Genomic DNA, 15,183 nt, shown 5'->3' with positions numbered 1-15,183 from the left:
CGTCGTGGCCGGCGCGCCCACCCTAGCGAGTGGGCGCGGGCCACAGGGTACGTCCGAGCGCACCCGTCCGTCAGACGGGTGCCAGCACGGCGCGGACCTCGTCGGGGGTGAGCTCCGTCGCCGGGACGAAGGCGTCCCCGGCGACGTAGGCCAGCAGCGAACGCCGGAAGGCCGTGGCCGCGGGGGAGTCGTCGAGGGTCAGCGTGCAGACGACGAGCCGGCCCGCCCCCACCCGGGCCTCCAGCAGGACCCCGAGGCGCCGGGCGGAGAACCAGGTGTCGATGGGCTGCACCAGCGGGCGCAGACCCGTGGGCAGCCCGTCCAGCACGAGGGCCTTCGCGCCGTGCAGCAGGTCCCACCACTGCCAGTCGGTGTGTCCCTGCGAGGGGAAGCCCGCGAAGAGCGGGTGCCCCGGGTCGTGGGTGATCCCCAGCGTGTGCGGAGCCTGGTTCCGCGTCCACGCGGTGTTCCAGAACACGGGGGTGAAACCCAGTTCGACCTCCGTGCGGACCCGGGCCGGGTCCGGGGTCAGCAGCACCGTCGCGCCCGCGGCGGTGAGGCGCAGCGCCTCCTCGACGTCGGCGGTCCGGGTCACCTCCGGCTCCGGGTCGGGCACGGGGGCGTAGACCCACAGCGACCAGTCGTTCTCGTGGACGGTCCCACCGCTCGCCCGGACGCGGACCACCAGCCGCACCTGGCGGGTGCGTTCGCTCCACCCCGGCTCGAGCGTCACCGTGCCCAGTCGTGCGTCGTTGCCGTGGGGGACCTCGCCCCGGCTCAGCACCCCACCGGCCAGCTGCGACCCCGCGGTGTCCTCCACCCGCCAGGAGACCTCCGCGTCCAGGACGCCCGGCCCGAAGTGGGCCACCTGGACGTCGAAGGAGAACGCCTCGTCGGTGCGCAGGGTCCGCCGGGGCAGGCGGGCCAGCGGCACGACGGGGCCGCAGAACCGGGCGAACTCCGTGGTGGTGGCGTAGGGCTTCTCGTCCCAGAACGCGTCCAGGACCCCGACCAGGGCCGTGCCCTGACCCGGGAAGTCGTTGAGCCCCAGCAGGTGGAAACCTGCGAACCCCGGGGTCCGCAGCGCGGTCTCGACCTCCTCCTTGTAGCAGAGCAGCTGCAGGCGACCCGACGCGTGCAGGAACTCCTCGGCCTGGTCGGCCATCCCGCTGCGGCGCAGGAAGTCGGCGAAGATCCCGGAGTTCCTCGGCTGCATCAGCCCGGTGTACTTCGAGGCCTCCTGGAAGTCCGGGTACGCGCACCACTGCCCGACCTCGTGGCTGACGACCGGTCGCGCTCCCGCGGTCACGAAGGCGGAGTGGTCCGACTCCGTCTGCGGCGGGGTGGCGTTGAGCCGGGAAGCGAGTCCCTCCTCCCACCGGTGCAGACGGGGGTCGGGCACGTTGTCGAAGTCGTTCTCCGGGATCGCCGGCCACCCGGCGGCACTCGTCCAGAGCCGGCGGGGATCGAGACGCCGGAAGTGCGCGACCCACGCGCCGAGGAACTCCACGTCGCGGCCGGCCGGTTCGTTGCCGTGCGCCATGGCCACGAACGAGGGGTGGTTCCCGTACGCCTCGAGGATGCGTTCGGTCTCCTCGTGGAGGAAGCGGTCGACGGGGCGTCCCTCGCCGAGCGCGGCGCCCTGGTTCGCCCAGACCGGGCCCTCGACCTGCAGGAGGACGCCCTCGAGGTCGGCGGCGGTGAAGGCCGCCTCCGGGGGGCACCAGGAGTGGAAGCGGACCAGGTTCAGGCCGTGCGCGCGGACGGTGCGCAGGACCCGGCGCCAGGGTTCCACCGCGGTGGGCGGGTACCCCGTCAGCGGCCACACCGCGGACTCCAGGGTGCCGCGCAGGAACGTCGGCCGGTCGTTGACGGTGACCTGCGTCCCCCGCACCCCCACCTCGCGCAGGCCGAAGGTGGTGCGCCGCGTGTCGTGGTCCCGGCGGTCGCGCACCGTCGCGAGGAGTTCCACGGTCACCTCGTAGAGGGCCGGGTGGAACTCGTCCCAGGTCTGCGCGTCCGCGCCGAGGGGCAGGTCGACGTCGAGGTGGCCACCGCTGCCGGTCATCCCGCGTTCGCCGAGGTCGCGGGGGTGGTCGGTGAGTTCCTGGGCCCCGTCGGAGTCGTAGCTCGCGGTCACGGGCGGCGGGACGTGCTCCCCGGGGACGTTGAACCGCCGTGCGGAGACGGTCACGCTCCCGTGGCCGACGCCGAGCGGTCCGCCGGCGAGGTCGATCCGGACGCGGGCGCTGCGGCGCGCGACGTCGGGGACGACGGTGACGCGCCGGATCGTCACCGGTGGGACCGCCTCGAGGCGGAGTTCCCCGACGACCCCGTTCCAGTTCCCCTGGGTGTGGTCGCTGACGCTGTGGGCGTTCGGGCCGACGTCGACGACGGTGCGGTTGTCGATCCGCAGGGTCAGCACGTGCCGACCGGGTTCCAGCTCGCCGAGGTCGTGGCGGTGCGGGGTCGAGAGGCTGCGCTGCGGACCCGTCCGGCGGTCGTCGAGCCAGACGACGGACTCCCAGTGCACCCGCTCCAGGTGCAGGACGACCCGCCGCCCGGCCCAGTCCGGGGGGACGTCGACGGTGCGCTGGAACCACACCGCCCCGCGGTAGTACGTGTGCGGTTGCAACCAGAAGGGGACCGAGACGTTCCCGTCCTCGCGGTAGGGCGCGTACCGCTCGTCCTCGTAGAAGGACCGGTCGACGACGAGACCCGTCCAGGGGGTCTCGAGGGTGACGGGATCGCCGAACCCCTGCTCCTGGACGGACCCCGGCAACGTGAGTTCCCGGGTCGCGAGCGCGTCCAAGACCGCGGGGCGGTACCAGCGTTCGTGCTCACCGACCCCGTCGGGGTCGAGGGCCGCGCGCCAGGGGCCGCTCAGGTCGAGGACGTGGTGATCGGGTAGGTCGTCGGGCATCGCGGGTCCTCCTATCGGTGGTGGGTCGTCAGCTCTTGACCGCACCCGCGGTCAGCCCTTCGAGCAGTTGCCTGCGCAGCAGCACGAACACGACGAGGCTGGGGATCGCGGCCAGGACCGAGGCCGCGATGACCATGTCGATCTGCCGGCTCTGCGCGCCGTAGAGGGCCTGGATGCCCAGCGGGAGGGTGAACCGGTCGGGGTCGGAGACGATGACCAGGGGCCAGATGAAGCTGTTGTAGCTGTTCAGGAAGTTCCAGACCGCCAGCGCGCCCAGCGCCGGGCGCATCAGGGGCAGGACCATCTGCAGGAAGGTGCGGAACTCCGAGCAGCCGTCGAGGCGCGCGGACTCGAGGATCTCGTCCGGGACGCTCTGCTCGATGAACTGGCGCATCATGAAGATGCCGAAGGCCGGGGCGACCCACGGGACGATCAGGGTGACGAGGGGTTCGGTGACGCCGCTCTTGACCAGCACGATGAACAGCGGGACGACGATCACCGCGAACGGCACGGCCAGTGAGCTGAACATGACGTCGAAGAGGATCCGCTTGCCGCGGAACTCGTACTTGGCGAAGCCGAACCCGGCCAGGGCGCAGACGAAGACGGCCACGACCGTGGACAGCACCGCGACCAGCGTCGAGGTCGCGAACCAGGACCAGAACGGCTGGGTCGAGAGCAGGTTGCGGTAGTTCTCCAGGGTGGCGGGGGAGGGCAGCAACGACGGCGGGTAGCTGAAGATGTCACCCCGGGCCTTGAACGAGGCCGACAGCGCCCACAGCAGCGGGAACACGAAGACGGCCACGAGGACGACGAGGACGACGTAGAGCGCGGCCCGGCCGGGGGTGAGCGGTCGGCGGGTCCGCTGCGGGCGGGGCGACGGCGCGCGGACCGACGGGTCCTGCTGGACGGTGGTGCTCACCGGGTACCTCCCACTCCGAAGACTCGGTTGGCCGTGCGGCCCAGCGCGAACACCAGGACGAACATGACGACACCCGCGGCGGCGGCGTAGCCCATCTGCTGGCGTTCGAAGGCGGCGCGGAAGATGAACTGGGCGACGGACAGCGTCGACTCGCCCGGACCGCCCTGGGTCAGCAGGTACGGTTCCTCGAAGATCTGGGCACTGCTCACCAGGGTCGTGACCGCGACGAACGCGGTGACCGGCCGCAGCACGGGCAGGGTGACGGCGAAGAACGTCCGGACCGGTCCGGAACCGTCGAGGGCGGCCGCTTCGTAGAGTTCCCGGGGGACGTTCTGCAGACCGGCGAGGAAGAAGATGGTCATGTAGCCCGTCCACTTCCAGACGACGAGGAGGACGACGCTGAGCTTCGCCCACGACGGGTCGCCGAGCCAGTCGATGCCGCCCCAGCCGAAGACGCCGCGGAAGAAGGCGTTGAACAGCCCGAACTCCCGGTCGTAGAACAGGGTGAAGACCAGGGCGATGACGATGGGTGAGAGCACGACCGGGGTGAAGTAGGACAGCCGGAACAGGTCCCGTCCGCGCAGCCCGCGGGCGTTGAGCGCCTGGGCGATGAGCAGGGCCAGCGGGAGGACGACCAGCATGCTGACGGCGACGTAGATCGCGGTGTTGCCGACGGCGGTCCAGAAGCTGGTGTCGGTGAACAGCCAGCGGTAGTTCTGCAGACCGACGAAGGTCGGGCTGCCGATGCCGGCCCAGTCGGTGAGGCTGAGGTAGGCCCCGACCCCGATCGGGACGATCATGAAGAGGCCGTAGAGGACGAAGAACGGGGAGATGAAGACGTAGGGGGCCCGGCTGGGGGTCACGCCCGTGGTGGTGGTGGTGACGGGCGTCGTGGGCGGGGACGTCGTGGTGGTCATTCCCGGGCCTGCTTCCGGTAGCTCTCGACGGAGTCCGCGATGGCCTGCGCGGCGGTGGAACGTCCACGGATCGCGGCCTGGACGGGCCCGGCGAGCGCGGACTGGAGGATCGCGTAGTTCGGGCTCTGGTAGAACGCGGGGAGGTCGGTGGCGGCCTCACCGAGGACCTCGAACACGCGCTGACCCCCGAGGTAGTCGTCCTCGATGGCGAGCAGTTCGGGGTCGGAGTAGAGGGACCGGAACGTCGGGAGGTAGCCGGCCGCCTTGTAGCGCAGCAGCTGTCCATCACGGGTGAGGTAGGTGGCGGTGAGGAGTTCCTTCGCCGCCTCGGTGTTGACCTTGTCCTTGGTGACGGCGAACCCGGTGCCACCGGAACTGGAGGCGATGTGCCCGCCGCCGGCGAAGCGGGGGGCGACACGCATGCGCCACAACCCCTTCTGGTCCGGCACGTTGGCCTGCAGACCGTAGGCGTTGTACCAGTTCGGCATGAACGTCCCGATCAGCTGCCCCTGCTTCAACGCCGCCGCCAGCGGGGCGCCGTACGCGTCGGGGAGGTTGATCAACGTCCCGTTGGCGACGCCGCGGGCCATCCAGTCGACCGTCTCGACGGCCTCGGGGGAATCCAGGATCAGACCCCCGTCCTCGTCGAAGAACCCGCCACCACGCTGCAACAACCACTGCAGCAGGGAGTTCGCGGTGTCGCCCGGGGTCCCGGTCCCGACCATGGCCAGCGACTGCCCGGTCCTGCGGTGCAGCGCCGCGCCGACCTCGAGCAGGTCCTCCCAGGTGTCGACGTCGGTCGGGAGACCGTTCTTCGCGAACTCGTCCTCGCGGTACCAGTAGATGCTCAGGCAGGTGTCGGACTCGATCGCGTACACGCCACCGTCGACGGAGTAGGGCTGTCGGCGCAGCAGGTCGTCGCCGTACTGCGCGAGGTCGTCGGTCCAGTCCACGAGGATGTCGCCCGCGACGCCGCTGCGCATGACGCGATTGAACTGCCCGACCTCGATGCCGGTGAGGTCCGGGGTGCCCTTGCCGACGATCGCCTGGTTGATGAACCGGGTCATGACGTCCCCGGCGGCGCTCTGGGTGACCTGGACGTCGTAGCGGAACGGCGACGTCGTCGAGAGTTCCGCGGCGGACTCGGTGAACGTCTTCACGTAGCCGGGGTCGTGGGTCCACATCTGCAGGTCCACGGCGCCGGACGACGCCGCGGGGCCGTAGGCCGCGTCCGCGCAGCCGGTGAGGGAACCCGCCGCGGCGAGTCCGGCGCCGGCCAGGAAGGTGCGGCGGGAGGGGGTGTTGCGGGGCCATCGGGTCTGCATCGCGTCCTCGTCGACTCGTGGGGTGGGTGTCACGGGGGACCACGCCGCGGGTCCGACGTCGTCGTCCGCCCACGCCGTGACGCTACGTCGCGCGGAGTTCCCGCAACCATGGGTGATCCGACTCAGCCCATGGACGAAACCCCGGTGGCCACGACCACCCGCGCGATCCGCACGACCTCGACGGAACGGACGTGGACACCGTCCGGCACGTCGCGCACGGACGGGTCCACGAACACCCCCGTCGCCCTGTGCCACGGGAGGAGTTCCAGGTCGAGGCCGTCGCGGCTCACCGGGTCCCGCCACGGGGTCAGGTCGAGTTCCCAGACGCGGCCGTGCCAGAAGTGGTCGCTGACCACGACCCCGTCGACCACGGCCCGGCCGACGTCACCGGTCCAGTCGATCCGCAGCAGCACCCGGTCGGTCCCGGTGAGGAGTTCCGGCGGGACGTCCACGTGGACCCGGGCCGCGCCGGAGAAGTCGGTGGGGGCGCTCAGCCGGTCCGCCGGTCCACCGCGGCGGGGCGCGGGCGGGGCGGGGGCGATCGGGTGCAGGTCGCGCAGCAGGGTCACCGTGCCGCTGCCGGCCACCGCCACCGTCTGCGTGGACCACGGGTCCTCCGCCCGGCCCGTCAGGACCGAGAGCGTGACCGCGTCCCGGTCGGTGTGCAGGACGAGCCCACCCTCGCCCGCGTAGAGCGGGGCGTCGCTGAGGACGAGGCGTCGCGCGCCGTCCACGTCGAGGGCGTAGAGGCGGTTCGCGGTGGCCTCGTCGAGCACCAGCACGCGCACCCCGGGGAGTTCGACGACGCTCGCGGGGCCGGGCTCCCGGGTGAGCTCGACGACGGTGGCGCCGTCCCGGAACTCCCCACGGGCGGTCCCGGACACCGCCGGCCGCCCCTCGAGGACGAGTTCGACGGGAACCCCGTCGGTGGCGACGAGGACCACGAACCCGTGCCCGGCCACGGTGGTCCGGGTGAGGACCTGCGCGGTGGCGCTGCGCAGGACGAGACCGTCGGCGAGGGGGTAGCGGACCGGCCACGCCACCGACACCCCGGGGGGCAGGTCGAGCGGACGGCTGGGCAGGGTCACCGCGCCGTCGTCGAACTCCACGGTGAACCGGACGCCCGGTTGCGCCGCGAGGGGGTGGCGCGCCGGTTGGTAGGTGGTGACGAACACGTACCCCCGCAAGCCGTCGGAACGCACGGCCCAGCGCAGTTCGCCCGGATCCTCGCCGCCCCCGCCGACGACGCTGGGCATCGCGGCGAGCGCGGAACCGTCCTCGGCCAGCCAGAGGTGCTGGCGGCGCAGCAGGTGGTGGTGCCGGCGGACCTGCCCGTGCTCGCCGATCGGGGCGGCGAAGTCGTAGCTGCGGGTGGGGACGTCGTTGGGGTACCCGGTGGCGTGGGACTCCTGCTGGGTCCCCTCCGCCCCGGTCCGCTGGGTGCCCCCGGCGTAGACGTAGTACCCCTGCCAGACCGAGCCGCTGCCGATCTTCGCCAGGGCCAACGCGGCGACGTCCTCGGGGGTGACGAGCGGTCGCCGGTGGTACGCGACGTGCATGCCGCCGCCGAGTTCGCAGGTGGCGAAGGGGGACGCGGTGTCGTCCGTGCGCGCCACCGCCGCGGACGTGACCCCGTCCAGGGCGGCCCGCACGTCGGCCCCGACGCTGAGGTCGTCGCGCTCCCGGGTGTAGCAGAAGTGCAGACGGCCGTAAGCCGGCCAGTCGGTGCCGGCCTCGTCCCAGAACCCGTCGGAGTACGCGCCGTAGACCGGGAGCAGCGTGTCCGGGACCTGCGCCCCGCCCCAGCCGGTCGCGGTCCAGACCGGCACCCGGAGCCCGAGCTCCTCGGCGGTCTCGCGCAACCGGGCCAGGTGCTCCGGCTGGTCGTAGAGCTCGTTGTCGATCTGGGCGGCCACGACCGGGCCGCCGGACGCGTGGGTCAGGTCGGCCACCTGCGCGATGGTCTCGGCGTAGAAGCGGCGCACGAGGTCGAGGTAGGCCGGGTCGTTCGTCCGGGTCGCGAGGTCACGGGACACCAGCCAGTCCGGGAAACCCCCGTGGCGGGACTCGCCGTGGGCCCACGGCCCCAGCCGGAGCACGACGTCCAGGCCGTTCCCGGCCGCGGTCACCACGAAGGCGCGCAGGTCGAGGTCGCCGTCCCAGCGGAAGTCCCCGGGGGCGGGTTCGTGGGCGTTCCAGAACACGTAGGTGGCCACCGAGGTCAGCCCGCCGGCCCGGGCGTGGCCCAGGACCTCGGACCAGCGTTCCCGCGGGACGCGGGAGAAGTGGACCTCGCCCGTCACGGGGAACCACGGCCTGCCGCCCCGTTCGAGCCGGCCGCTGGTGACCTCGATGCGGTCCGGGGTGCCGGCGGGTTCCCCCAGCGGGAGGTGCCCCCGGCGGACGTCCGCGGGCCTCCCGGCGCGCAGGGTGCGGGTGGGGTGCGCGACGTCGGCGTCCATGACGGCTCAGGCTAGGTGCGCGCCCCGGTGGGGAACCATGGGTGATCCCGCGCCGGGGATGGACGAAACGCTCACGCGGTCCGGGCGCGGAACGCCGTCGGCGACTGGCCGTGGGTCCGGCTGAACTGGCGGGAGAAGTACAACCCGTCGTCGTAGCCGCAGGCGGTCGCGACCTCCGCCACGCTCAGTGACGTGCCGTCGAGCAGTTCGCGGGCGCGGGCCATCCGCAGGTCGCTCTGGTAGCGCAGCGGGGAGGTCCCGACGTGCTGGCGGAACAGGGTCCCCAGCTGCGAGGGGCTGAGCCCGACCATGGCCGCCAGGGCGTCGACCGGGGTGCGTCGCGGGGTGGTCGCCCGCAGGTGCTCGACCGCCCGTTCCACCGGGCTCAACGCGGGGCCGCGAGGCCGGCGCCCGGTGGCGATCACCTGCGTGAGCGCGTGGAACGCGGCCCCCGAGGCCTGGACGAGCCCCCCGGCCGTCCCGGTGTCGAGGGCGTCCAGCACCCCCGACACCAGGCTCGTCAGCGCACCGGGGTCGCGCAGGTGCGAGACCGGACCGCCCGCGGCGGTGGCCGCCGCGGTCAGCAGGTCGTCGGCGTCGGGGCCCGTGACGTGCATCCACCACAACGTCCACGGGTCCTCGCGGTCGGCCCCGTACTCGTGGGCGACCCCGGCGCGCAGCAGGACGGCGTCGCCGCGGTGCACGGGGTGGGAACCCTGCGGGGTCCGGCACCAGCCCGAACCGTCCGTGCAGAAGAGCACCACGTGCTGGCGGGCACCCTCGGGCCGACCCCGGCCGTGATCGGCAGCCCGGGGGAAGAACCCGGCGTCGGTGACCAGCAACCGGTCCGTCACGGGGCGGGTCCTCGCCTCGCGCACCACGGGCCGGGGGAGGACGAACATCCGCTGCCCGGCGAAACCGTCCCGCACCGTGGCCGCTTCGTCCATCCGGCCATGGAACGCGCCGACCGGGGCGGGGTCAAGCGGCTCGCCGCCCGGTGGTTCGTCCATGTCCGCCGTCGTTCGAGCCATGGCGGCGGCGGCCGGACCGCGCCTAGCGTCTCGATCGTGGAGCAGACGACAGTCCCCGGCATCACCCTCCCCGACGCCCCCGAGCGGCTGCGGCCGGACCTGGCGGCGGGCGCCGCGGTGGCGTGGAACGCGCCCCTGACCATCCGGACCTACGAGGCGGGTGAACCCAGCCCGTTCCCGATGTACCTCGACCGCCGCGTCTACCAGGGCTCCAGCGGCACGGTCTACCCGCTGCCGTTCGTCGAGCACGTCGCCGACCACGGGATCGACCGGGAGTGGCAGGCGGTCCACCTGGAGAACCGCTACGTGCGGCTGGTGGTGCTGCCCGAACTCGGTGGCCGGATCCACGTCGGCTACGACAAGGTCACCGGGTACGACTTCTTCTACCGCAACGACGTGGTCAAACCCGCGCTCGTCGGTCTCGGGGGCCCCTGGATCAGCGGTGGCGTCGAGTTCAACTGGCCGCAGCACCACCGTCCCGGAACCTACCTCCCCGTCGAGACCACGATCCAGCACGACGAGGACGGGACCGTCACCGTCTGGTGCGGGGACCACGACCCGTTCCAGCGCATGGCCGCGCAGCACGGGGTGCGGTTGCGTCGCGACAGTTCCGTCGTCGAACTCGTGGTCCGGTTGCACAACCGGACCAGCGACCGGCAGTCGTTCCTGTGGTGGGCCAACGTCGCGGCCCGCGTCCACGAGGAGTTCCAGTCGTTCTTCCCCGAGGACGTCCGCCACGTCGCCGACCACGCCCGGCGGGCGATCACCGGGTTCCCCCGGGCCGATCGCGACTACTACGGCGTGGACTACCCGCAGCGGGCCCGCGAGAACCCCGGTGCGGACCGCATCGACTTCTACCGCAACATCCCGGTGCCCACCTCGTACATGGTGGTCGATTCCCAGGGGGACTTCTTCGGCGGTTACGACCACGCCGCGGGGGCGGGGTTCGTGCACTGGGCCGAACGACGGATCTCCCCCGGCAAGAAGCAGTGGACGTGGGGGAACGCCCCCTTCGGCCACGCCTGGGACGCCCAGCTGAGCGACGACGACGGCCCGTACGTGGAACTCATGGCCGGCGTCTACACCGACAACCAACCCGACTTCAGCTGGTTGCTGCCGGGGGAGACGAAGACGTTCGTGCAGCACTGGTACCCGGTGCCGGCGATCGGCGTCGTGCACCAGGCGACCCCGGACGCCGCGGTGCACGTGGAACGCGGTTCCACCGTCGTCGCCCGTTTCGCCGTCACCGCGACCCGGCGCCGCGCGCAGCTGCGCATCCTCCGGGACGGGGAACTCGTCGCCTCCCGGACCGCGGACCTGACCCCGGGGGTTCCCGCGGAGGTGACCGGGGAGGGTTCCACCGGAGCACTGCGGGTGGAACTCCTCGACGCGGCCGGACGGGTCCTCGTGCGGTGGGCACCGGTCGAGGTCGACGAGAACGCCGGAGAGCCCGAGGTGGCGACGGAACCTCCCGCGCCCGAGGCGACGGTTTCGGTGGAGGAGTTGTTCCTCACCGGCCTGCACCTCAGTCAGTACCGCCACCCCACGAGGTCCCCGGTGCCGTACTGGCGCGAGGCGTTGCGCCGCGACCCCGGCGACGTCCGGACGAACCTCGCCCTGGCCGACCGCGCCTACCGCGCCGGGTCCTACGAGACGGCGCGGCGGGGGGTCGAGACGGCGTTGCGCCGCCTCACCCGCCGCAACGCCAACCCTCTCGACGCCGAGGCGTACTACCTGCACGGTCTGGTGCTGGCCCGGCTCGGCCGGGTCGAGGACGCCGAACGGGCGTTCGGGAAGGCCGGCTGGGACGGCACCTGGGCCGCGGCGGCGGGGCTGGAACTCGCCCGTTCGCTGGCGCGCCGCGGTCGCAACCGCGCCGCGCTGCGCGTCCTCGACACCCTGGACGGGGTGGTCGCCCACGACACCCGGCGGATCGCGGTGCGGGTGCTGCTCTGGCGTCGGAGCGGGAACCACCGGGGTGCGGGCGAGGTGCTGCGGGCCGCGCTCGCGGTGGACCCTCTCGACGCGACGCTGCGCTTCCTGGACCAGCGCGAGCTCGTCGACGACGCGGGTCTGCTGCTGGACGTCGCGCTCGACCTGCGCGCGGCCGGGGAGCACGGGCAGGCCCTGCGGTTGCTCGAGCGCGTCGCCGCGGTCCCCGCCGGTGCCGCCGGGAACTTCCGGCCCGTCGCGGAGTACACGGCCGCGGTCGTGCACGAGGAACTCGGCTCCCCGGCGGAGGCGGCGGCGGCCCGCGACCGGGCCCGGCGCAGCGACCCGACCCTGGCCTTCCCGTCCGGCCTCGACGCGCACGACGTCCTGCTCGCCGCCCTCGACGCCGATCCCGCGGACACCACCGCGGGGTTCCTGCTGGGGAACCTGCTCTACGCCCACGGCCGTCGGGTCGAGGCGAGCGAACTCTGGGAGGCGTGCGTCGCCCGGGGGATGCGCCACCCCGTCCTGCTGCGCAACGCGGGCCTCGCCGCCCACAACGTCTCCCACGACGACGAACGCGCCTGGGCGCGCTACGCAGCGGCGGTCGAGGTCTCCGGTGCGGACGCGCGGCTGCGCTACGAGCAGGACCAGCTGGCCGTCCGGCTCGGCCACGACCCCGCGCAGCGCTTCGCGCGCCTGCGACCGGTCGAGGACCTCGTCCTGACCCGCGACGACCTGACGGTGGACTACGTCGCGCTGCTGCTCGACCAGGGGTTCGCGGCGCGGGCCCGCGAGATCCTCTCGACCCGGCCGTTCCACCCCTGGGAGGGCGGCGAGGGCCGGGTCGTCGCCGCCTGGGACGCGACCGCCGCCGCACTCGGCGTGGACCCCGGGGACCCCCCGACCTCGCTCGGCGAGGCCCGCCCCCTCCACCCGGCCCGGGCGGCCGTGGGCGCCGACGGCGCCACCGACTACTTCGCCACCAGCCTCCCGGACCTCCTGCTCTTCGCGCGGGAGGACGGGGACGGGTGGTGAGCGTCCCGGGACGGGCGTTCCACCTGGTGGCCGCCGGGTACGAGGCCCACGTGATGAGCGTCGGGGCGACGCTGCGCCGGCTGACGTCCCGGGGTCGCGACCTCGTCCTGCCCTTCGAGGCGGCCCAGGTGCGGCCGGCGATGTCGGGCACGCTGCTGGCGCCCTGGCCCAACCGGGTCGGCGACGGTCGCTACGTCTTCGGGGGTGCGACGCACCAGCTCGAGGTGAACGAGGTCGACCTGCGGAACGCCTCGCACGGCCTGGTCGCGTGGTCGGACTTCGACGGCCATCAGGACCGACCGGACCACGTGCGGCTCACCACGACGATCGAGCCCCGGCCGGGCTACCCCTGGTGCGTCGACCTGTCGGTCGACCTCACCCTCGGGGAGTCCGGGCTGCGCCAGGAGGTCACGGCCGTCAACCGCAGCGGCTCGCCCGCGCCCTTCGGGGTGGGCGGACACCCGTACCTGCTGGCGGGGCCGCCGGGGGAGCGGGCGGTGGACGCCTGGTTCCTCGAGGTCCCCGCCGAGCGTGTGCTCACGACCGACGAGCGCCGGCTGCCGGTGGGGGAGGTCGCCGTCGCCGGTGCGCTCGACTTCCGGGCGCGGCGGCCCGTGGGTGACGTCGTCCTGGACCGGTCCTTCACGGGGCTGCGGGCGGGGCCCGACGGCTTCGTGCGGGTCCGGGTCACCGACGCCGGGGGCCGGGGAGCCGAGCTCGTCCTCGACCGCCGCTGCCCGTGGGTCCACGTCTACTCCGCCGACCTCTCCACGGGAGCAGCCCACCGCGCCGCGCTCGCCGTCGAACCCCTGACCTGCCCGCCGGACGCGTTCCGTTCCGGTCGTGACCTCATCGGCCTGGCCCCGGGGGCCTCGACCACGGCGGGCTGGACGATCCGGGCCGTGGGTGGCGGCGGGGACGCGGTGAGCGACTAGCCTGGGGCCCGTGGCGGAATTCATCTACGTGATGTCCAAGGCTCGCAAGGCGCACGGGGACAAGGTCATCCTCGACGACGTCTCGATGTCGTTCTTCCCCGGCGCGAAGATCGGGGTCGTCGGCCCCAACGGTGCGGGCAAGTCGAGCGTGCTGAAGATCATGGCGGGGCTCGACCAGCCCTCCAACGGCGAGGCCCGCCTCTCGCCGGGCTACAGCGTCGGCATCCTCATGCAGGAGCCGGCCCTCGACGAGACCAAGACGGTGCTGCAGAACGTCCAGGACGGTCTCGGCGAGCTCAAGGTCAAGATGGACCGCTACAACGAGATCACCGGTCTCTTCGAGGACCCCGACGCCGACTTCGACGCCCTCATGTCGGAGATGGGCCAGCTGCAGGAGGAGCTCGACCACGCCAACGCGTGGGACATGGACTCCCAGCTCGAGCAGGCCATGGACGCGCTGCGCTGCCCGCCCGGCGACTCCGACGTCTCGGTCCTCTCCGGGGGGGAGAAGCGTCGCGTCGCCCTGTGCAAGCTGCTGCTCGAGCAGCCCGACCTGCTGCTGCTCGACGAACCCACCAACCACCTCGACGCCGAGTCGGTGACGTGGCTGGAGCAGCACCTCGCGAAGTACCCCGGTGCCGTGCTGGCCGTGACCCACGACCGCTACTTCCTCGACAACGTCGCGCAGTGGATCCTCGAGCTCGACCGCGGTCGCGCCTACCCCTACGAGGGCAACTACTCCACCTACCTGGAGAAGAAGCAGTCCCGCATGGAGGTCCAGGGCAAGAAGGACCTCAAGCTGGCCAAGCGCCTCAAGGACGAGCTCGAGTGGGTCCGCTCCAACGCCAAGGGCCGCCAGACCAAGTCCAAGGCGCGCCTGAACCGCTACGAGGAGATGGCCGCCGAGGCCGAGCGCACGCGCAAGCTCGACTTCGAGGAGATCCAGATCCCGGCCGGTCCCCGGCTGGGTCAGGTCGTCATCGAGGCGAAGGACCTCAAGAAGTCCTTCGGTGACCGCACCCTCATCGAGGGTCTGTCCTTCTCGTTGCCGCGCAACGGCATCGTCGGCGTCATCGGGCCCAACGGCGTCGGGAAGACGACGCTGTTCAAGACCATCGTCGGCCTCGAGGACCTCGACTCCGGCGACCTCAAGATCGGCGAGACGGTCAAGCTGTCCTACGTCGACCAGTCCCGCGGTGGCCTGGACGCGTCGAAGTCGCTGTGGGAGACGGTCTCCGACGGCCTGGACTACATCCAGGTCGGCAACCAGGAGATGCCCTCGCGGGCCTACGTCTCGGCGTTCGGCTTCAAGGGCCCGGACCAGCAGAAGCCGGCCGGCGTCCTCTCCGGCGGGGAGCGCAACCGCCTCAACCTGGCGCTGACGCTCAAGGAGGGCGGCAACGTCCTGCTCCTCGACGAACCCACCAACGACCTCGACGTCGAGACCCTGGGGTCGCTCGAGAACGCCCTGCTGGAGTTCCCCGGGTGCGCCGTCGTCGTGAGCCACGACCGCTGGTTCCTCGACCGGGTGACGACCCACATCCTGGCCTACGAGGGCACGGAGGAGAACCCGGGGAACTGGTACTGGTTCGAGGGGAACTTCGCCGGCTACGAGGAGAACAAGGTCTCCCGCCTCGGGCCGGACGCCGCGCGCCCGCACCGCGTGACGTACCGCAAGCTCACCCGCGACTGACGGGGACC

At 72.5% G+C, this 15,183-nt stretch carries 9 protein-coding genes; 3 read left to right on the top strand and 6 right to left on the bottom strand.

Annotated features, from left to right (window positions below; translation table 11 throughout):
* Positions 1 to 70: 70 nt before the first annotated feature.
* The 6 genes from SJY07_RS05200 to SJY07_RS05175 all read right to left on the bottom strand — a co-directional run bounded on the left by SJY07_RS05200 (position 71) and on the right by SJY07_RS05175 (position 9,493).
* Positions 71 to 2,923 carry a sugar-binding domain-containing protein gene (locus SJY07_RS05200; protein ID WP_380157471.1) on the bottom strand — a complete coding sequence of 951 codons (2,853 nt, stop codon included), beginning with the start codon at positions 2,921 to 2,923 and terminating at the stop codon, positions 71 to 73.
* Positions 2,924 to 2,951: 28 nt separating this feature from the next.
* Positions 2,952 to 3,842, bottom strand: coding sequence for a carbohydrate ABC transporter permease (locus SJY07_RS05195; RefSeq protein WP_380157469.1), 891 nt, complete (start codon positions 3,840 to 3,842; stop codon positions 2,952 to 2,954).
* On the bottom strand, positions 3,839 to 4,759 hold the full coding sequence (locus SJY07_RS05190) for a carbohydrate ABC transporter permease (RefSeq protein WP_380157467.1): 921 nt from the start codon (positions 4,757 to 4,759) through the stop codon (positions 3,839 to 3,841). Before SJY07_RS05190 ends, SJY07_RS05195 begins: the two co-directional genes overlap by 4 nt.
* Positions 4,756 to 6,084 carry an ABC transporter substrate-binding protein gene (locus SJY07_RS05185; RefSeq protein WP_380157465.1) on the bottom strand — a complete coding sequence of 443 codons (1,329 nt, stop codon included), beginning with the start codon at positions 6,082 to 6,084 and terminating at the stop codon, positions 4,756 to 4,758. Before SJY07_RS05185 ends, SJY07_RS05190 begins: the two co-directional genes overlap by 4 nt.
* Before the next feature lie 122 nt (positions 6,085 to 6,206).
* Complete coding sequence (locus SJY07_RS05180; RefSeq protein ID WP_380157463.1) at positions 6,207 to 8,546, bottom strand: beta-galactosidase; 2,340 nt, start codon at positions 8,544 to 8,546, stop codon at positions 6,207 to 6,209.
* Between the two features lie 71 nt (positions 8,547 to 8,617).
* A complete protein-coding gene (locus tag SJY07_RS05175; protein ID WP_328295311.1) occupies positions 8,618 to 9,493 on the bottom strand; it encodes an AraC family transcriptional regulator in 876 nt (291 codons plus the stop codon).
* A gap of 120 nt (positions 9,494 to 9,613) precedes the next feature.
* Here SJY07_RS05175 and SJY07_RS05170 point away from each other — a divergent pair, with 120 nt between their 5' ends.
* From SJY07_RS05170 to ettA, 3 genes are read left to right on the top strand one after another with little or no spacing between them, the layout of a single operon-like run.
* The gene (locus SJY07_RS05170; RefSeq protein ID WP_380157461.1) at positions 9,614 to 12,547 is read left to right on the top strand and encodes a DUF5107 domain-containing protein; all 2,934 of its coding nucleotides are present in this window, start codon (positions 9,614 to 9,616) and stop codon (positions 12,545 to 12,547) included.
* The gene (locus SJY07_RS05165) at positions 12,544 to 13,482 is read left to right on the top strand and encodes an aldose 1-epimerase family protein (protein WP_380157459.1); all 939 of its coding nucleotides are present in this window, start codon (positions 12,544 to 12,546) and stop codon (positions 13,480 to 13,482) included. Before SJY07_RS05170 ends, SJY07_RS05165 begins: the two co-directional genes overlap by 4 nt.
* Before the next feature lie 10 nt (positions 13,483 to 13,492).
* Positions 13,493 to 15,175: an energy-dependent translational throttle protein EttA gene (ettA, locus tag SJY07_RS05160; protein ID WP_328295314.1), complete on the top strand. Its 1,683-nt coding sequence runs from the start codon at positions 13,493 to 13,495 to the stop codon at positions 15,173 to 15,175.
* Positions 15,176 to 15,183 lie beyond the last annotated feature (8 nt).

This window comes from Kineococcus sp. R86509, from assembly GCF_042466365.1.
Taxonomy (GTDB): domain Bacteria; phylum Actinomycetota; class Actinomycetes; order Actinomycetales; family Kineococcaceae; genus Kineococcus.
Note: the sequence above shows the minus strand (reverse complement) of the source record. Positions and strands in the feature narration are given on the sequence as shown.